This is a genomic window from Nonomuraea jiangxiensis, from assembly GCF_900099965.1.
GTDB lineage: Bacteria > Actinomycetota > Actinomycetes > Streptosporangiales > Streptosporangiaceae > Nonomuraea > Nonomuraea jiangxiensis.
The window spans coordinates 154,671-172,897 of sequence record NZ_FNDJ01000018.1 but is presented as its reverse complement, the minus strand read 5'-3'; the positions used below and the strand labels follow the sequence as shown (position 1 = coordinate 172,897).

Here is an 18,227-nt window from a genome sequence, read left to right as displayed (position 1 = left end):
ACCCTGCCCCCGGCCGGCGATGCGGCTGACCGCGCGACCAGAAGCCAGCCTTCCGAACAGGCGCCCGGTCCTCCGCTACGCTGGCCCGAATTGATCACCTTCGGGAGGTCCCGTGACGCAGGAACCCGCGGCTGAGGCGTCGTCCCCGGTGACGGCGGCGGCGGTGCTGCGCTTCGGCGCGGTGCTGGCCGCGTCCGGACCGGTGCTCCTGACGGCCTTCGGGATCGGCAGGCAGAGCGTCGGCTGGTTCTGCTCCTCGCCGGCCTCGGCTCCCTACCCGCCGGACGGCCCGTACGCGCTGGTCAACCTGCCTGCGGAGGTGCTGTTCTGGGCCGTCCTCCTGCTGCCGGTCGTCGTGGCCGGCCTGCTCTTACTCGGGTCACGCCGGGCCACGCTCGCCGCCGCCGCCGTGATCGCGGCCGTCCTCGTGTACGGGCTCGTCACCGCGTACCTCGTCCCGGGCCTCGACCCCTGCACCGGACAGGAACGCGCGGCCGTGCCGCCCTGGCTCCTGATCGTCTGCTACCCGATGGCCGTGATGGCACTGCTCGCGGCATCCCGGCGCCCGCTGACCCGCTCGCGGCACGGGATCATCCTGTGGGCGGGCGCGGCCGGCGCGGCGGCGTGGGCGGCGCTGTTCCACCGCTGCGCGATCACCTACGACGAGAGGGGCCTCACCTTCGTCTTCGTCACTTTTCCGAAGTCGTTCTTGGACGACCTCTCGTGGTGGTCCGGTTCGGCCGACGCGATCGGCTTACCGGTCGTCCTCGTCGCCCTCGCGGCGACCGCGCAGGCCACCGTCCCCGTCCGCCGGGAACGATCGCCCGCCACCGTGGCCGCGGCGGCTCTCCTCCTCTTCCCGCTGCTCGACCTCGCGGCGTACCTCACCTATGACAGCGACGACTACGAGCTGCCCTTCATCGATTCAGTACGGTGGCCGCTCCTCCTCGCGGCCCTCCTCGTGGCATCGACCACCTGGCGCACCTGGACGCGAACCCCGCGGACCAGGATCACCCGCCTGGCGCAAAGCCTGATCCGCCGACTGTCGGAACGCATGACCCCCGGCCTGGCCAAGAACCTCGTCGTCGCCGCCGTGATCGCGGCCGCCGGCATCTGGCTGGTCGCCACATCCTTCACCCCGACCCGGTAGAACCACCCTGCGACGGCTCCCCATATCCTTGGCCGGGTCGCCGAGTGCGCGGCCCGCCCATGAAGGGATCGGGTGTGCGTCGTTACTCGCGTGTCGTGGTGAAGCTCAGCGGTGAGGCGCTCGCGGGAGCCACCGGCTGGGGCACGGATCCGGAAGTTCTGGCGCAACTGGCGGACGAGATCCTTTCGGTGCGCGAACTCGGCGTCGAGGTCGCCGTGGTGATCGGCGGCGGCAACTACTTCCGCGGCAGGATGGCGGAGGGCTGGGGCATCGGCAGGGCGGAGGCCGACAACATCGGCATGCTCGGCACGGTCATGAACGCGCTGATGCTGCGTGGGGTGTTGACCGCACGTTCCGAGACCGACGTACGAGTGATGACGGCGGTGCCCATGCAGAGCGTGGCCGAACCCTTCATCCGGCTCCGCGCCGACCGGCATCTGCGCCGCGGCCTGATCGTGCTTCTGGCGGGCGGCATCGGCCAGCCGTACGTCACCACCGACTACCCCGCCGTCCAGCGGGCTCTGGAGCTCGACGCCGACGCGCTGCTGGTGGCCAAGCGGGGCGTGGACGGCGTGTACGACCACGATCCGAACGTCGACCCGGACGCGAAGCGCTACACCAATCTGACCTACCGCGAGGCCCTGGCGGCCGGCGTGAGGGTGATGGACGAGAGCGCGTTCGTGCTGGCCAACGAGCAGAGGCTGCTCATGCACGTCTTCGACGTGGCGGCTACGGGTGTCATGAAGGCCATCTGCGAGGGCGAGGACATCGGGACCCGCATCGCCACCCATGACTGACCGATGAGTTCCGGCTGCGACCCCGGTCGACAAGGGCGTACGCGCGGTTATGAGAGGTGAGCGAGCATGGCGCTTCTACGGGGGCGCCTTTCGCGGTCCGTTCTTCGTGCTGCGGCACGATCCGCCTGCGCAACCCCCGTGATCTCTTCTCACCAGGAGGGCGAGACCACGGTGCTGCGTTACGCGGTATGCCGGACGCGAGAGTAAGCGGGGCACTCCGAGCGCAGACGGCGGCCGTGGACGTCCAGATCATCCGACCACGCGAATGCCAGAGGACGCCCATGGCCGCGCCTTCGCCCAGGGGGGCGTGACGACACGCGCCCGCGTGCGCGGCGTGTCAGCAGGCGGCGCCTCAGCGAGCGACACCTGCAAGGGGCGCCTCAGTGAGGGGCGCCTCAGTACGCGGCGTCGAGCTTGGCCTGCTGTTCTGCCGTCAACTCCAGGTCCACCGCGGCGAGGCTCTCCTCCAGTTGCTCGACCGAGGAGGCGCCGACCAGCGGAATCACCGGTATCTCGCCGCCGATGAGCCAGGCGAGCACCACCTGGTTGAGGGTGGCTCCCGTCTCCTTCGCCACTTCTCGAAGTGCCGCGAGACGCCGAGGGGTGCCTGGATGGTCGAACATGGCATCCAGCGGCTTGTCGTCACGTACGTATCCGCCGCTCAGCAAGGGCGAGTAGGCGACGAGCGTGAGCGCGGGTTCGGCCCTCAGGTAGCTGAGCAGGTTCCCGTCGGCCACACCGAGGTTGCCGTCCTTGGAGCGCATCGTCGGCAGATCGGTGCGCGGACGCAGGTAGGAGTGGTGGTACTGCAGGACCTCGTACCCCGGCAGCCCGGCCGCCGCCGCCAGGTTCCTGGCCCGCTCCAGCCGCCACGACCAGTGGTTGCTGGCCCCAAGAAGACCCACGGTGCCTTCCTGGACCAGCCCCGCGAACGCCTCGACCGTCTCCTCCAGCGGCACCTTGGAACCTTCGAGGTATACGTGCGCGTACAGCAGGTCCAGTTTGTCCACGCCAAGCCGTTCCCGGCTCCGCTCAGAAGACTCCCGGATCACTTGGGCGGACAAACCTTCGAGGTCGTGGCTGAGGCCGGTCGCCGGAGCGTTGGGCCGCCCTCCCAGCTTGGTGGCGATGACGACCTCGTCCGTGACGTTCCGGCTACGTCGCCAGCGGCCGAGCAGCGCCTCGCTCTCGCCTCCCTGAGTGCCGTTGACCCAGTAGGCATAGTTGTTGGCGGTGTCGAGAAAGTTGCCGCCGGCCTCGACGAAGCGGTCGAGGATGGCGTACGACGTCGCCTCGTCGGTGACGGTGCCGAACAACATCGCGCCAAGGCTCAGCACGCTGACCTCACGGCGGGTCTTCGGATCGCCGCCGATCGTCCGGTACTTCACGTCAACTCACCTGCCGCCTGTCCGATGCCCCGGCAGTGCCGTAGGGAAAGGGGTAGCGCATCATCAGCTCCTCGAAATGTCGCGAAAACGCCGAGTACACCCCGCGGTACGTTGAGCGGGATCGACGCGCGTCGGAGCCTACGAGCTAGAGCCGACTCTAGATCAAGCCCCTGAGCCAAGCCCCTGAGCCGAGCCCTGGACCAAGCCCTAGTCTTGACCTCATGCCAGAAACAAACCCAGGTTTGAGCATCGGGCAGGTCGCCGAACGCACTGGCCTGAGCGTCCACGCGTTGCGCTTCTACGAGCGCGAGGGCATCCTGGTCGCCCCCGTACGGCGGGGCCCAGGCGGCCGGCGCGTCTACAGCGACAGGGACGTGGAATGGCTCCACCTCTGCGTCAACCTGCGCGCCTCCGGCATGCCACTGCCCGCCATCCGCCAGTACGCCGACCTCGTACGGCGGGGTGCGGGCAACGAGGAGCACCTGCTGGACCTCCTGAGGCAACACCGGGACCGGGTCACCGCACAGCTCGAACAGCTCACCGAGTCCCTCGGTATGGTCACCCACAAGATCAGCGCGTACAGCGAGCAACTGGCCGAAGGCGCCACAGGCCCGATCACGTGCGTCGCCCCGCAGCGCAGCTGAAGAATCGGGAACGGCCTGCACCAGCCATGCCACCCGTGTGCATGACCATTCATGATCGCCCGGCTCCCCGAACCGGCGCGTGCAACAGGAGACGATCGACCGGACCTCGGCTTCCGTCATAGGCTGAATCGCGCGTGATGGACAGGAGGCTGAAGTGGCCGAGACGACGCTGACCGGGACGACGGTGGCCGAGGTGATGGCCGAGCTGGCCGCGCTCGAGGACCCGCAGATGCGCGCGGTGAACGAGAAACACGGCGACGACCACGGAGTGAACCTCAGCAAGCTGCGCGCGCTCGCGAAACGGCTGAAGACACAGCAGGACCTCGCGTGCCGGCTCTGGGAGACGGACGACACCGCCGCGAGACTGCTGGCGCTCCTGATCTGCCGCCCGAAGGCGTTCGAGCGTGACCAGTTGGACGTCATGTTGCGCGAGGCACGCGCGCCCAAGGTGCACGACTGGCTCGTGAACTACGTGGTGAAGAAGAACCCGCACTCCGAATCGCTGCGCCTGGCCTGGTCCGCCGACCCGGATCCGGTGGTCGCGAGCGCCAGCTGGGCACTGACCACCGAACGCGTGACGAAGCAGCCCGAAAGCCTCGACCTCACAGGACTGCTCGACGTCATAGAGGCGGAAATGAAGGCCGCCCCGGACCGCCTGCAGTGGGCGATGAACCACTGCCTGGCCCAGATAGGGATCGAACACGCCGAACACCGCGCCCGTGCACTCGACATCGGTGAGCGCTTGGAGGTGCTCAAGGACTACCCGACCTCCCCAGGCTGCACATCTCCGTACGCACCCACCTGGATCACCGAGATGGTGCGCCGACAGCAACACTGAGCGCCACGCACGTCCGCTTTCAGCCGCAATCTGGTGGCCGGCGGTCTTCCACGTTCAAGGACTACCGAAAACTACCCCCAACGGCGGAATTGGACCATTTTGTGGCGTTCTGGCACCTTGTTCGCCATGTCCGCCGATCTACCAGCCGAAATACCGAGCACCCCGCAGAACCCTTCACGACCTCCGCGACCTCCGGAACCTCCCGGACCTCCGGGACCCTTCCTGCCCCCTCCGCCGGCTCCCCTCCAGTCGAGCCGACCACCCGGCCGCGTGTCGCGAACCACCGGCTACGTCCTCGCTTTCGTCATCCACCTTTGCGCACCAGCGTTCCTGGTCGGTGGCATCTACCTGGTCACCCGCCTGACGATAGGCGGCATCCTGTTCGGCCTGGTGGCCCTGGATCTTGCCTGGCTGCGGCGACCTCGCCCCGTCCCCTTCCCCGCCTCCGCCGTACCCCTCACTCGCTCCGACGCCCCCCACCTGTACGCCCTCATCGACCACATCGGCGTGGAGTTGGGGGCGCCCCGAACAGACCTGATCGCCGTCAGCGGCGTGGTCAACGCCTCGTTCCGTACCTACGGTCGGCGGCGCAGCCGGCTGGTGGAGATCGGCTACCCGCTCTGGCTGATCCTCACCCCGCAGGAACGCGTCTCCCTGCTGGCCCACAAGATGGCCCACTCCAGAAACGGCGACGCCAGACACGGCCTCGTCGTCGGCAGCGCCCTGTACTCGCTCCACGTACTTCGCATGGTCACGAGCTTCGGATGGCAGCCCGGTGACGGCGTGTCGGCTCTCATCACCGAGTGCGCGCTCGCGATCCTGGGCGTTCCCGTCCGCATCCTGATCTTCCTGCTGGAACTCCTGCTCAACCGCTCCTCGCAGCACGCCGAACACCGTGCTGACGAGCTGCAAGCCCAGATAGCCGGCTCCGCGGCCACCGCCTCGCTCCTGGACACCCTGACCACCCGGACTCAAGCGGCCCGCAGCTTCCTCAAATCCAGCGCGGTGGCCGTAGGAACCGGGAACCTGTGGACGGCCCTCCAGTCCCAAATGGACACCCTCTCCCCAACCGAACTCGAACGACACCGCGAGCTCGCCCGCGTCGAGAAGACCCGGCTCGACTCAACCCATCCACCCACGTACCTACGCATGCAACGCGTGTTGGCGTTGCCATACCCGGAGCCCAGGGTGTCCGCCGCAGACATGGAACAGATCGAGACAGAACTCGCCAAGGCGGCAGGACGCGTGGCGCAGAGCCTGAGAGAAAATGCCCAGTCCGCCCTTTACCGATAAGCCCCACAGAAGAAATCCACCGCCCGCCTCCACGCGATCCCCAAAGCACAACAATCAATAACGGCCAGGCATTTGCCGACACCTGAGCAGCCTGCACACTGCCGCCCCTGATCCCCTCGTACGCCGTCGACTCACCGCGTAGCGGCAGCGAGGGACGGAGTGTCAAGCCCGGCTTCGCGTGCACGTTCCTCGCTGCCGCGCTTCGGCCTATGCGTTACCGCACTCAGGCACGTCAGCGCGTTCAGGAGGAGATCCGCAAGATGGCCGAGACGAATGGAAGACCTCGGACCTGACGTTCACGACCCGGACCGGCGCGCCCCGCGTATCCGCGTCCACGACACCCGGCACACCTGCGCCTCACTCCTGGCCGCCCTCGACGTCCACCGCCGTGTGGCCACGCGCATCCTGCGGCACTTCGCAGATCTCGATGACCATGGACGTCTACACCCAGATCCCGAGCCCCGAGATGAACGGGGGTATCACTCCAGGTGTGGAAATGATCACCAAACGTAGACGGAAGTCTAGAAAGATCATTCACCATTTCGGGGGAGAACACGATCATGTCCACGACACGGGGAAGATCCGCGCTGGCCGCGGTGGGGCAAGACCAGCATGATGACGCATCGGCGCTGCTGGGGGCGGCTGCTCATCATGGCGGGCAAAACCCCCCTTCCGGTGCGGTGCAGCAGCCGGTGCCGCTGCGGGAGTTGCTCGGCGATCAGGTGCTGGACGTCCTGCTGGAGCGTTCTCGCGACGGTGCGGGCGGGCTGCGGCTGACGGGAGAGGGTTCGATGCTCGGTGAGTTGGTCAAGGCGGTGCTGGAGCGCGCCTTGGAGGGCGAGTTGTCGGCGCATCTGGGCTATGGCAAGCACGAGGTGGCCGGCCACGGCACAGGCAACTCCCGCAACGGCAGGATCGGCAAGACGGTGCAGACCGGTGTGGGGCCGGTCCGGCTGGCCGTGCCGCGGGACCGGGCCGGCACGTTCGAGCCGGTGCTGGTGCCCAAGCGGGCCGGCCGTATCTCCGGCGGCCTGGACGACATGATCATCAGCCTGTACGCGCACGGCATGAGCGTCCGTGACATCCAGCACCACCTGCGCCAGATCTACGACACCGAACTCAGCCATGAGGCGATCTCCAACATCACCGACGCGGTGCTGGAAGAGGTCCGCGCCTGGCAGAGCAGACCTTTGGAGGCGGTGTATCCGGTGGTGTTCCTGGACGCCATCGTGGTCAAGGTGCGTGACAACCACAGCGTGCAGGCCAAGCCCGCCTACCTGGCCGTCGGGATCGACGCCGAGGGCGAGAAGCACGTGCTGGGCATCTGGCTGGCCAAGACCCCGCTGGAGAGCGCGACAGCCGGCGAATCCGCCCGGTTCTGGAGCGCGGTGATGAACGACCTGCGCAACCGCGGCGTGCGCGACATCGTCATCGCCTGCACCGATGGACTGGCCGGCTTCGAAGAGGCCATCCATGCCGCGTTTCCGCACACCACCGTGCAGACCTGCGTGGTGCACATGATCAGGAACGCGCTGCGGCCGGTGCCCCGCCGCGACCGCGCCGCGGTGGCCGCAGAACTGAAGAAGATCTACACCGCGCCCACAGCGGAGGCTGCCTTCGACGCCCTGGCCGACTTCACCGCCTCCGTCTGGGGTCAGCGGTATCCGCAGGCGGCTCGCGTGTTCGAGACCGCCTGGGATCGCTTCACGCCGTTCTTCGCCTTCTCCCCGGCGGTCCGCAAGCTGCTTTACACCACCAACGGCATCGAGTCGCTGAACTACCAGCTGCGCAAGGTTACCAAGGCCCGCGGGCACTTCCCCGGCGACGACGCCGTGGTCAAGCTGCTGTGGCTGGCCATCATCAACATCGAGGACAAACGCGCCCGCGAACGCGCCGTGCACAAGGAGAAAACCGGCAAGATCAAGAACTCGCCCAGCACCGCCCGCCTGATCGAGGGACAGCGCACCATCGGCTGGCGCGAAGCACTCATCGAACTCGACATCGCCTATCCAGGACGTATCAAGTAAAGACCGGCCTCTAGCTCTCAAGAACGATCTTTACACACTTGAAGTGACAACCTCCTGGCCGAGCCAGTCGTGCAAGTCGTGCAGGCCCTGCAGTCGGGCTGCTCGTGCTGCTCGTGCCGGGCATGCTGGGGTGCCGATAGTGCCGCTCGTGCTGGGCATGCTTGGGGGCCGGTCTTGCTGGGGTGTTGGGCCGGTCGGGTTCTCATTCAGAACGGGTCGTGCCGAACGCGCCGAGCTGGTTGTGGCGCCGCACCGAAGGCGTCATGTCGACCCGCCCAGCCGCTGAGGCCGTCATGTCGGCACGGTCGGCGGCTGGGTCCGCCGTGTTCGCACGCTCGGCAGCTGCGTCGGCCGTGTTCGCACGCTCGGCAGCTGCGTCGGCCGTGTTCGCGCGGTCAGTGGTCGGGTCGGCCGTCAGTGGTCGGGTCGGCCGTGTCCGTGCGGCCAGTAGCCGTGTCCGCCGTGTCCGCGCGGCAGTAGGTGGTCGATCATGTCCGCCTGGTCAGTGGTCGGGTCGGTCGTGTTGGCGCGGTCGGCGGTCGCGTCGGTCATGTCCGTGCGGCCAGTAGGTGGTCGGTTGTGTCCGCGTCGTCAGTGGTCGAGTTGGCCGTGTTGGCGCGGTCGGCGGTTGGGCCCGGTACATCCGCACGTCGGTGATCGAGTAGTAGCCCTGCGCTGACCCAGCGCTCGATCTTGGACTGCCGGAATGTGTGCTGACTATCGGGGGAGCGTGCGGACCTGCGTGTCACGCCAGGCCGTGGCTCTGGCCGCAGCCCCAACAGTGCACGTGATGGTGGTGGCACTTTGACGTACAGGTCCGACGGCTAGGAAGGGGAACAGGACCGCTCAACGGGAGCACCCGTCATCTGGTGGTGACGGGTGGCGTCCCATCGGGCGGTTCGGTAGGGATTCTTGGCGTATTCGGGTGCTTGGCCAGGTCGGATCGCTTGGCCTGTCGGCCGCTTGGTTTGCTCGGGTCTCTCGACAGCATGGGGACTGGAGGGGTTGCGGCCTGACAGGGGAGTCACTTCAGGGTGGCTGCTTCGTACTTTGGAGACTTGGTCACTGGGGAGCTTGGCCACTCGGGGACTTGCGGGTTTCGCCACTGGGGGCTTGGTGACCTGGGGGTTGGCGACTGGGGGACAGTACTGGCCATTCGGAATTTGGTTATTTGGGCTATTGGGTGCCTTCCTCGCGGCGGCGGCGCTCGTTGTACGCGCGCATACGCTGCGGATACCCGGTGAGCTGAACGTCGTACACCGGAAGGGCAAGATCGCGAGCGACCTTGTGGATCACAGCAGGGGAGCCCACCCTGCGTCTGGTCCACTCGCCGTCGTCGGCCACCGCAACAGCGGTCGTGTCGGTGGCAAATGTCTCTGGCTCGACGTAGAACTCGACGCCACGCCGCGAACGGGCAAAGGCGATGAGCGCTTCGATGTCGGCATCCGTCGCCTCGCGGTCGAATCTGGCAATCTTGGGCCCACGCAGCCGGCGAATGCCGTAGCGGTCTCGCCATCTCATGAATCCTTTTTATACCGTCTGGAGGCCATGCGTCGGGGATGATCTAGGGGATACATCGGGGATTCTCCCGATGCCGCTCGCTGCCTCGGTGACGCAGTATGAGAGATGACTGCCCAATTCTCTAAGGAGAGGCATGGCAATTATGGCTGGGGTACCGAAAAGCCCCGGGCCGGGACAGGTGCCGTCAGCTCATCTGCGCGTCACCAACCAGGACCGCGAGCACGTGGTCGAGCACGTCAAGGCCGCCTACGCGGAAGGCCGCTTCGACAAGCTCGAGTTCGATGATCGCCTGGAGCGCGCGATGACGGCGCGTACCCACGGCGATCTCATGCCCATCATGACGGAGCTCTACGGCACCCAAGTCGTGCCCCAGCCCGGCCCGTCAGCGGTCTCGACCCCGATCCACCCTGAACGCGCGCCAGAGAGCAACGAACGCCTGGGCGCCGCCGCCGCGCACTTCCTGCTGCTCGTCGGAATCCCGATCGTCGGCCCGCTGATCCTGCTCCTCACCGGAGGCAAGACCTCTCCCTACATCCGCAAGCAGGCACTGGAGGCACTCAACTTCCAGATCACGGTGACGGGCGCGTCGGTCCTCCTGCCGTTCACGATCATCGGCGTCGTGCTCTTGCCGTTCATCTGGGTGGCAGCCGTCGTTCTTGCCATCGTCGGGGGCATCTCGGCCCTTACGGAGGGTGCCTTCCGCTACCCCCTGACAATTCGCCTGGTGAAATAACGCCACAGGTCAGAACCGGCCCGCCAACGAAACGCGCGCTGGGGTGGGGTCGGCGATTCCCTGGGCGGGGCGGGATACGGACCCGTCCAGGCGCCCAAGCAGCCAAGCAGTCAAGTGCCGAGGTGCCCAAGCGCCCCAAGGCCCGGCTGCTAGGGCTCGCCGCTTTGATGGTGGCGGGGTGCTGAAGGTGAGGATGCCTGAAGGCTTGGGAACCTGGAAGGCCCGGGAACCTGAAGGCTTGGGTGCCTGAATGCCGGGCTGCCCGATATCCAGGTGCCCGAACGCCGAGGGGAGGGCAAGGCGGTCGTGGGGTGCCGGCGCTCGGGGTGTGCTGGTGAACGTAACGTGCGCAGTGGCTCCGGGGTGCCAGTGGCTTAGCGTGCGGAGCCGTCCGGCGCTTTTGGTGGTGGTCTGTGCTGGCGGTTGTGCGTGTCAACTGTGCTGGTGTGCCCCGGCGCCCTCGGCATCCTCGCGCATCTACGCGCCGTCGGCATCTACGCGCCGTCGGCATCTACGCGCCGTCGGCATCTACGTGCCGTCGGCATCTACGTGCCGTCGGCATCTACGTGCCGTCGGCATCTACGTGCCGTCGGCATCCTCGCGCTCGTAGCGTCCTCGATGCCGTGGGCCGTGGGCCGTGGGCCGTGGGCCGTGGGCCGTGGGTGGTGGGTGGTGGGTGGTGGGTCCTGGGGTGGACGGTGGAGTCCTGAGCCTATGGGCTTCATGGGCTTCATGCGCTTTCTGGGCTCTGGTGCTCTTCGTGGGCTTCGTGGGCTTTGGGGCTTCTTAGGCTTTGAGGTCCTGGGGGTCGTGGGGGTGTGTGTGTTGTGGGGGCGGTGGGGCCGTGTGGCCTTGGGGTGGTGGCGGTGAGTTGGGGGTGCACAGCAGGCGCACTAGCGCAGCCTGTGCGTGCTAGTGCGCCTGTGGGCGTGAAGGTCATCGGCCTCCGGGGTTGGGGTTGATCGTCATCATTTGGGTGTTTTAGTCGTCTGGCGGTTGGTTCGTCGTCTGGTGGTGCAGGAGTACATTGCGTCAGACAGACGCGCACTGAGCGCTGGGGCATTCAGTGGGACAGGACCTCGTACCTGACTCGCATCACGCCCGCGCCCACGTTCCCGATGGCGGCGAAGGCGGCTTCGGAGAGGTCGAGGCAGCGGCCGCCGACGTACGGGCCGCGATCATTGATGCGGACGGTGACCGACTCGCCGTTGCGCGGGTTCGTGACGCGGACCCTGCTGCCCAGGGGGAGGGTTTTGTGGGCGGCGGTCATGGCCGAGGGGTTGAAGCGTTCGCCGCTGGCGGTCATCTGGGGGTCGCCGTAGTACGAGGCGCCGCAGGCTCCGGCTGCGAGGACGCGGTTCTTGTGCTTCCTGCGCTTGTTGGGCTCGGAGGTCTCGACGGTCTTCGGGCGGGTGGTCGGCGAAGGGTGCGGAACTGCGCTCGGCTTCGGTGGTGAGGCCGTTTTCGTGGCCTTCGGCGCCGTACGGGTGCTGTGCGTGGACTTGGGTGACGGTGTTGTCCGTGGCTTCGCGGGTTGCGGCGCCGGTGTGGGGGTTTGTGGGGTGAGCTGGCGGGTGGCTGCGATCGCGGTCGGGGCCGAGTCGATGGCGGCTGCCGTGCGTACAGGGGAGTCGTTGCCGATCGTCGCCGCCCAGGCGGTGGTCGAAGCGGCGGCCACGAGCACCGCACCGGTGACGACCGCCGCCCAGCGGCGGGCGGGCTTGCGAGAGGGCTTGTAGGAGTGCTTGCCCAAGGTAAACCACAGTCCTCGTTCGGGGATAGGGGAAGGAAAGGCCAGGTCAACGGGGGTGATGGGCTTGTCGACGGCCGATCCGCAGGCGGGCTAGGGGATCCCGCACGTGAAGACGAACATATGGGACAAAAGGGACGTAAAGGCAACTTAAGGATATATACAGTGACATATCTCACGCGTGTCGCGCACACGACCTTCGCGTCCAACTCCCGGATAGGTGGGGGTGCGTGCGGGGGTCACGCACGCGTGCGGGGTCACGCACGCGTGCGGTGGCTCTGCCTGCGTGGATGCGGTGTGTACGGTGGCCCAGTCGTGAGTGCGGGGGTGTGAGGGTCGGTCGTGGGCGCGGGTGGTGTGGGGGCCAGCCATGGGGTCGGTTGGCGTGTGGGGGCTCAGCCGAGCGGCGGCCTCAGTGTTGCGGTGCGGCGGCCCAGCCTGTGTGCGGGCCGTGGGGTGGTCGGTTCGGTCGTGCGTATGGGGGTCACGCACGCGTGCGGTGGCTCTGTCTGTGTGGATGCGGTGTGCTGCAGGGCGCGGCTCAGGGGTGTGGGGTAGCGCATGCGGCGGCCCAGCAGCGCGTGTGGGGCTCGGAGCGCGTGTGTACGGGCCTGGGCGGGGAATGTGGTGGCCTGGGTGGCGGGGTTAATCGGGGACGGCGGTAGCTTTCGCGAAAGCTTCGGTGTTCACCCGAAGGGGATCGGGTCAGGCCCGTGTGACGCAAGCGTGGGTCGGCCGGTGGATCCGGCGGTGTCGTAATCCAGGCATGGCATGCCCGACGAGGTCACAGCATGAGGGAGCGTACGGTGTCCACCGTGTCGGCGTCCTCCACCCGCTTGTCCGGCCGGTAACGCAGCACCCGCGCGAACCGCAACGCCATCCCCCCGGGATAGCGCGGCGACCGCTGCACCCCGTCGAAAGCGATCTCCACCACCAGCTCGGGCCGGAGGGTGACGGTCCACGAGTCGGTGGGGCCCTCGGCCAGCTCCAGGAAGCGCTCGGTCTGCCAGGCCAGCAGCTCGTCCGTCAGCCCCTTGAAGGTCTTGCCCAGCATCACGAACCCGCCCTCTGGGTCGCGCGCGCCCAGATGGAGGTTGGACAGTTTGCCCTCGCGACGCCCATGGCCCCACTCGGCCGCCAGGACCACCAGGTCGAGGGTGTGCCGCGGCTTGACCTTGATCCAGCCCGCGCCTCGCCTGCCGGCCGCGTAGGGGGCGGCCAGCGACTTGACGACCAGGCCCTCGTGACCTGCCTTCACCACGTCGATGAAGAACCGCTCCGCCTCCGCCACCTCCTCCGTGACCAGCCGCGGCGTGAGGAGGGAGCGCGGGACCGTACGGATCAGGGCCTCCTGGCGGCGCTCATAGGGCAGGTCGAGCAGATCGGCGCCGTCGACCCGCAGCGCGTCGAAGAAGAACACGCTCAACGGCGTCCGCTCCCGCAGCGTGGCGACGTCGGTCTTGCTGGTCGCCCGGCTGGCCGTGACCTGGAACGGGTGCGGCCGCCCATCGGGACGCAGCGCGATCACCTCGCCGTCCAGCACCAGGTCCTCCGACGGCATGTCGAGCAGCGCCTCGACCAGCTCGGGCACCTGCGGTGTGATGTCGTCAAGCGTACGGGTGAAGACCCGCACCTCGGCACCCGAGCGGTGGGCCTGCACCCGGACGCCGTCGAGCTTCCACTCCAGCGCCGCGGGCGTGCCCGCCTTCTCCAGCGCGGCGGCGACGTTGGGCGCGCTGCTCGCCAGCATGGGCGAGACCGCCTGGCCCACCTCCAGCCGGAACTCGTGCAGCGCCGTCACCCCACCGGCCAGCGCCGCGGCCCCGACCGCGGGCAGCCAGCCGCGCAACGTGAGCGCCCGCCGTACGTCGGCCGACGGCGCACCCGACGCCTTGGCCACCGCCTCGATCATGACGCCGTCGAGTGCGCCCTGCCGCAACTCCCCGAACAGCAGCCTGCGCATGAACTGCTGCTCCTGGCTCGTCAGCCCGGCGAACAACTCCTCCACCAGGGCCTTGCGTGCCGCCTGCGAGCCCTGCCCGGAGACGGCCTTGATCCGACTCAGCAGCGCGTCGACGGTGGTCAGCGTGGCGGTGGCGGCCAGCTTGGGTTGCGGGAGGTCCTCCAGGGTGCGCCAGCCCACGCCCACCTGGCGCTGCGGCAGCTCGCCCGAGAGGTAGGAGATCGCGGTCTCCGCCTCGTCGGGGCCGACCCGGCCGAGCAGCTCCGCCAGCAGGCCGATCTTGCCGAGCCTGGCGGACGTGCGCGCCACTGCCTCGGACACCCGGACGACGTCGATCAGAAGCACACGCCTATGTTGCCTTACCCAGCCGACATTTCCCCACTCGGAATTCGGGGAGAAGCGGCCGGGTGCGTATAAGGCGGGCAAAGGAAACGTAAGGGTGGGCGACCATCACGGAGGCCCACCCTTACGAACGCCCAGCCAGGACACCGCTCCGCCGCTCCGAGCGCCCGCCCCAGAACGCCGGCCAACCGGCCCACCGGCCGACCGGGGCGACGGCTGGGCGGGGCGACGGCTGGGCGGGGCGACGGCTGGGCGGCCGACCGGGGCGACGGCGCCGTGCCTTCCCAGCGGCCTGCCGAGACGACGGCCGAGCGGTCTGCCGGGACGACGGCCGAGCGGTCTGCCGGGACGATGGCTCCGTCCCTTTCCAGTGGCTCGCCGGGTAGGCGCCAAGCCCGCCCGCTCCGGGGTGGCCGACCGGGATGGTGGCCCGCCCTGTTGGCTGCGGGCCTCGCCCGTAGCGACGGACCGTTCGTCCCCCGGAGAGCCGTGCTAGCGGACGCCCAGCAGGTCGACGACGAAGATGAGCGTCTCGTTCGGCTTGATGCGGGCGCCCGCGCCCTGGCTGTCGTATCCGAGATGCGGCGGAATGACCAGCTTGCGCCGGCCGCCGACCTTCATGCCCGCGATTCCCTGGTCCCAGCCGGCGATGACGCGTCGCCCGCCCAGGGGGAACTCGAACGCGTCGCCGCGGTTCCACGACGCGTCGAACTCCTCCCCGGTCGAGAACGCCACGCCCACGTAGTGAACGCGTACGGTGTGGCCGGGCTTGGCCTCCGGGCCGTCGCCCACGGTCAGGTCGACGATCTCCAGGTCAGCGGGCGGGTTGCCCTCCGGGAAGTCGATCTCGGGCTTTTCGAGTGCCACGAAGTGCTCCTGTTGACGATTGTTGACGATGAGAATGGACCCGACGACTCTATGCGCTCGGGATATCGTCATCGTTCATGGCCGCCCTTTCTCCCGATGCGATCCTGCTCACCGGGCGCGTGGCCGTCGTCACCGGCGCGGCCAGAGGCATCGGGCGGGCGATCGCCGAGACGTTCGCCGCGTTCGGGGCCCACGTGGCCGTCTGCGACCGCGACAAGGCGGAGGCCGACCTGGCGATGACCCTCGACGTACGCGACCACGCGGCGGTCGAGGTGTTCGCGCGGGCAGTCTCCGAGCGCTGGGGCCGGGTGGACGTCCTGGTCAACAACGCGGGCGGCACCTTCCACGCCGCGTTCGCGGACACCTCGCCGCGCGGCGAGAAGACCCTGATCGAGGAGAACTTCACCCAGGTCACCGGCATGATCCGGCGCCTGCTGCCGATGATGGCGGCGGGCTCGTCGATCATCAACGTGACCTCCAGCGAGGCGCACCAGGCCGCGCCGGGGTTCGCGGTGTACGCGGCCATGAAGGCGGCCCTGGAGAGCCTGACGCGGTCGCTGGCCCTGGAGCTGGCCCCGAGGGGCATCAGGGTCAACGCCATCGCCCCCGACGCCCTGCGGACCGAGGGCGAGTCGGACGTACGGGAGCGCATGCTCGCCCACCCGCTGCCCTACGACCCGGCCCGCGTCCCGCCGCTGGGCCACCTCGGTGACCCGAGCGAGGCGGCGGGAGCGGCCGTGTTCCTGGCCGGCGACCTGGCGAGGTTCGTCACGGGCACGACGGTGCACGTGGACGGCGGCATCAACGCGGCCGGCGGCTGGCGACGCGTCGAGTGACCGCTCCCGTGGTCACCAGCTCTGGTGCAGGGGCATGCCCTCGGCGTACCCGGACGAGCTCTGGATCCCCACGACCGCCTGCGCGTGGAACTCCTCCAGGTTCCCCGCCCCCGCGTACGTGCACGACGACCGCAACCCGGCCACGATCCCGTCGATCTGGTCCTCCACGCTCGGCCGCTTGGGATCGAGATACATCCTGGACGTCGAGATCCCCTCCTCGAACAGCGCCTTGCGCGCCCGCTCGAACGGCGAGTCGTCCGCCGTCCTGAGCCGCACGGCACGTGCGGAGGCCATGCCGAAGTTCTCCTTGTACTTGCGCCCGTTGGCGTCGGTGTGGGTGTCGCCGGGCGATTCGTACGTCCCTGCGAACCAGGACCCGATCATCACGTTGGACGCCCCGGCGGCCAGTGCCAGCGCCACGTCGCGCGGGTGGCGCACGCCGCCGTCCGCCCACGCGTGCCGGCCCAGCCGCCGCGCCTCGGCGGCGCACTCCAGCACGGCCGAGAACTGCGGCCGCCCGACCCCGGTCATCATCCGCGTGGTGCACATGGCGCCCGGGCCCACCCCGACCTTGACGATGTCGGCCCCGGCCGCCACCAGGTCGCGCACCCCCTCCGCCGTCACCACGTTGCCCGCGGCGACCGGCACGCCCGGGGAGAGCGCCTTGACGGCGCGCAGGGCGGAGATCATCTTCTCCTGGTGGCCGTGCGCGGTGTCCACCACGAGGCAGTCGATCCCGGCCTCCAGCAGTTCCTTGGCCTTGGCGGCCACGTCGCCGTTCACGCCGACCGCCGCCCCGATGCGCAGGCGGCCCGAGCCGTCGACGGCGGGCCGGTAGAGGGTGGCCCGCAGCGCGCCGGTACGGGTGAGGATGCCCACCAGCCGCCCGCCCTCGTCCACGATGGGCGCCAGCCGGTGCCGCCCCTCGTGCAGCCGCTCGAACGCGCCGCGCGGGTCGAGCCCGGCGGGCAACGTCAGCAGCGCGCTCGACATGACCTGCGAGAGCTGCGTGTACATGTCCACGCCCTGGCAGTCGGCGTCGGTCACGACGCCGACCGGCCGGTTCTCCCAGTCCACCACGATGATCGCGCCGTGCGCCCGCTTGGGCAGCAGTTGCAGCGCCTCGCCGACGGTGTCGTGCGGGGTGAGCGTGAGGGGCGTGTCATGTACGAGGTCGCGTTTCTTGACCCAGTCGACGACGTTCGCCACGACATCGAGGGGAATGTCCTGCGGGATCACGGCAATGCCACCCCGCCGTGCCACGGTCTCGGCCATGCGCCGGCCGGCGACCGCGGTCATGTTCGCCACGACAAGGGGGATGGTGGTGCCCGTGCCGTCGTTGGTGGAAAGGTCGACTGCGAGCCTGGAGCCGACCGAGGATCGCGACGGGACCATGAAGACGTCGCTGTAGGTCAGATCGTAGGGAGGCTCGAGGTCATTAAGAAACTTCACGTTCATCCATCTTATGTGGTGCCTGTTACATCGAGGGGTTTCCCACTTTCTCGGTGGCTTATGATCGGCCGGGACACTTTGGGGGAGGGGAGGGCCTGTGGACGTCATTGACAGGGCAGAACTGACCGTGGTCGGTTTCGCCGTACGTACCTCGAATGCCGACGAGCTGGATCCGGCGCGGGCCAAACTGCCCACGCTGTGGCAGCGGGCGGGTGCGCCGGGTGCGTTCGCGCACGTGCCGGCGCGCGTGGACGAGAATCTCTACGCCGTGCTGACCGACTACGAGAGCGATCACAACGGGGCCTACACGCAGGTCGTGGGGATCGGCGTGCGCACCGTGCCGAGGTTGCCCGAGGGGATGGTGGCCGTCCGCGTACCGGCCGCCCAGGCGCTCAGGCTGCAGGCCCGCGGCCCGATGCCGCAGGCGCTGGTCGACGCCTGGCAGGAGGTGTGGAAGCACACCGAGGCCGGCGGCACGCCTGCCCGCGCGTTCACCACGGACCTGGAGGTCCACCACCGCGACGGCGTGGACCTCTACATCGCGATCTGAAAGCAACCGAACCGCCGGCGACCGGTCTGAAGGGGACCGGCCCGGGCGGCCCTCCGGCCGATCCAAGGTCCCGGCG

At 68.6% G+C, this 18,227-nt stretch carries 16 protein-coding genes; 9 read left to right on the top strand and 7 right to left on the bottom strand.

Translation table 11 applies throughout. The features are described from left to right. The first annotated feature begins 112 nt into the window (after positions 1 to 112). Together BLS95_RS34855 and pyrH are read left to right on the top strand one after the other, a co-directional pair. Positions 113 to 1,150 (top strand): hypothetical protein, encoded by a 1,038-nt coding sequence (locus tag BLS95_RS34855; protein ID WP_143043987.1) that lies wholly within the window; start codon positions 113 to 115, stop codon positions 1,148 to 1,150. 74 nt (positions 1,151 to 1,224) lie between these two features. Continuing rightward, a complete protein-coding gene (pyrH, locus tag BLS95_RS34850; RefSeq protein ID WP_218136126.1) occupies positions 1,225 to 1,947 on the top strand; it encodes a UMP kinase in 723 nt (240 codons plus the stop codon). Between the two features lie 395 nt (positions 1,948 to 2,342). Here pyrH and BLS95_RS34845 read toward each other — a convergent pair whose 3' ends face one another. Further along, positions 2,343 to 3,335 (bottom strand): aldo/keto reductase, encoded by a 993-nt coding sequence (locus BLS95_RS34845; protein ID WP_090941467.1) that lies wholly within the window; start codon positions 3,333 to 3,335, stop codon positions 2,343 to 2,345. Between the two features lie 221 nt (positions 3,336 to 3,556). Between BLS95_RS34845 and BLS95_RS34840 the strand changes: the two genes are divergently transcribed. The 4 genes from BLS95_RS34840 (at position 3,557) to BLS95_RS34820 (ending at position 8,137) form a co-directional block, all read left to right on the top strand. Continuing rightward, the gene (locus BLS95_RS34840) at positions 3,557 to 3,979 is read left to right on the top strand and encodes a MerR family transcriptional regulator (RefSeq protein WP_090941464.1); all 423 of its coding nucleotides are present in this window, start codon (positions 3,557 to 3,559) and stop codon (positions 3,977 to 3,979) included. A 196-nt stretch (positions 3,980 to 4,175) separates the two neighbouring features. Then, positions 4,176 to 4,817 carry a DNA alkylation repair protein gene (locus BLS95_RS34835; protein WP_218136129.1) on the top strand — a complete coding sequence of 214 codons (642 nt, stop codon included), beginning with the start codon at positions 4,176 to 4,178 and terminating at the stop codon, positions 4,815 to 4,817. A 270-nt stretch (positions 4,818 to 5,087) separates the two neighbouring features. After that, complete coding sequence (locus BLS95_RS34830; RefSeq protein ID WP_176993541.1) at positions 5,088 to 6,110, top strand: M48 family metallopeptidase; 1,023 nt, start codon at positions 5,088 to 5,090, stop codon at positions 6,108 to 6,110. 632 nt (positions 6,111 to 6,742) lie between these two features. After that, complete coding sequence (locus BLS95_RS34820; RefSeq protein ID WP_425434768.1) at positions 6,743 to 8,137, top strand: IS256 family transposase; 1,395 nt, start codon at positions 6,743 to 6,745, stop codon at positions 8,135 to 8,137. 414 nt (positions 8,138 to 8,551) lie between these two features. On the opposite strand, the gene BLS95_RS56060 is transcribed toward BLS95_RS34820, so the two are convergent. Beyond that, entirely contained in the window at positions 8,552 to 8,689 is a 138-nt protein-coding gene (locus BLS95_RS56060) for a hypothetical protein (protein ID WP_176993540.1), read from the bottom strand. Between the two features lie 624 nt (positions 8,690 to 9,313). Further along, positions 9,314 to 9,658 (bottom strand): hypothetical protein, encoded by a 345-nt coding sequence (locus BLS95_RS34815; protein ID WP_090941452.1) that lies wholly within the window; start codon positions 9,656 to 9,658, stop codon positions 9,314 to 9,316. 133 nt (positions 9,659 to 9,791) lie between these two features. On the opposite strand from BLS95_RS34815, the gene BLS95_RS34810 reads away from it, so the two are divergent. Then, on the top strand, positions 9,792 to 10,391 hold the full coding sequence (locus BLS95_RS34810; protein WP_245765470.1) for a DUF1707 and DUF4870 domain-containing protein: 600 nt from the start codon (positions 9,792 to 9,794) through the stop codon (positions 10,389 to 10,391). Between the two features lie 1,063 nt (positions 10,392 to 11,454). Here the strand turns inward: BLS95_RS34810 and BLS95_RS34805 are convergent. The 3 genes from BLS95_RS34805 to BLS95_RS34795 all read right to left on the bottom strand — a co-directional run bounded on the left by BLS95_RS34805 (position 11,455) and on the right by BLS95_RS34795 (position 15,313). Next, the gene (locus BLS95_RS34805; protein ID WP_176993539.1) at positions 11,455 to 12,144 is read right to left on the bottom strand and encodes a septal ring lytic transglycosylase RlpA family protein; all 690 of its coding nucleotides are present in this window, start codon (positions 12,142 to 12,144) and stop codon (positions 11,455 to 11,457) included. Between the two features lie 781 nt (positions 12,145 to 12,925). Next, positions 12,926 to 14,449 carry an ATP-dependent DNA ligase gene (locus BLS95_RS34800; RefSeq protein ID WP_090941444.1) on the bottom strand — a complete coding sequence of 508 codons (1,524 nt, stop codon included), beginning with the start codon at positions 14,447 to 14,449 and terminating at the stop codon, positions 12,926 to 12,928. Between the two features lie 489 nt (positions 14,450 to 14,938). Further along, entirely contained in the window at positions 14,939 to 15,313 is a 375-nt protein-coding gene (locus BLS95_RS34795; protein ID WP_090941442.1) for an FKBP-type peptidyl-prolyl cis-trans isomerase, read from the bottom strand. A 77-nt stretch (positions 15,314 to 15,390) separates the two neighbouring features. On the opposite strand from BLS95_RS34795, the gene BLS95_RS34790 reads away from it, so the two are divergent. Next, complete coding sequence (locus BLS95_RS34790; protein ID WP_090941439.1) at positions 15,391 to 16,149, top strand: SDR family NAD(P)-dependent oxidoreductase; 759 nt, start codon at positions 15,391 to 15,393, stop codon at positions 16,147 to 16,149. 12 nt (positions 16,150 to 16,161) lie between these two features. Here the strand turns inward: BLS95_RS34790 and BLS95_RS34785 are convergent, their stop codons facing one another. Further along, the gene (locus BLS95_RS34785) at positions 16,162 to 17,601 is read right to left on the bottom strand and encodes a GuaB1 family IMP dehydrogenase-related protein (protein WP_090941592.1); all 1,440 of its coding nucleotides are present in this window, start codon (positions 17,599 to 17,601) and stop codon (positions 16,162 to 16,164) included. Between the two features lie 97 nt (positions 17,602 to 17,698). On the opposite strand from BLS95_RS34785, the gene BLS95_RS34780 reads away from it, so the two are divergent. After that, positions 17,699 to 18,151, top strand: coding sequence for a GyrI-like domain-containing protein (locus tag BLS95_RS34780; RefSeq protein WP_090941437.1), 453 nt, complete (start codon positions 17,699 to 17,701; stop codon positions 18,149 to 18,151). Positions 18,152 to 18,227: the final 76 nt, after the last annotated feature.

Excerpts from the sequence above, each read along its gene's own strand:
- BLS95_RS34840 (WP_090941464.1), top strand. The coding sequence starts at position 3,557 with ATGCCAGAAACAAACCCAGGTTTGAGCATCGGGCAGGTCGCCGAACGC.
- BLS95_RS34835 (WP_218136129.1), top strand. The coding sequence starts at position 4,176 with ATGGCCGAGCTGGCCGCGCTCGAGGACCCGCAGATGCGCGCGGTGAAC.
- BLS95_RS56060 (WP_176993540.1), bottom strand. The coding sequence starts at position 8,689 with ATGACCGACGCGACCGCCGACCGCGCCAACACGACCGACCCGACCACT.
- BLS95_RS34815 (WP_090941452.1), bottom strand. The coding sequence starts at position 9,658 with ATGAGATGGCGAGACCGCTACGGCATTCGCCGGCTGCGTGGGCCCAAG.
- BLS95_RS34810 (WP_245765470.1), top strand. The coding sequence starts at position 9,792 with ATGGCAATTATGGCTGGGGTACCGAAAAGCCCCGGGCCGGGACAGGTG.
- BLS95_RS34790 (WP_090941439.1), top strand. The coding sequence starts at position 15,391 with ATGGCCGCCCTTTCTCCCGATGCGATCCTGCTCACCGGGCGCGTGGCC.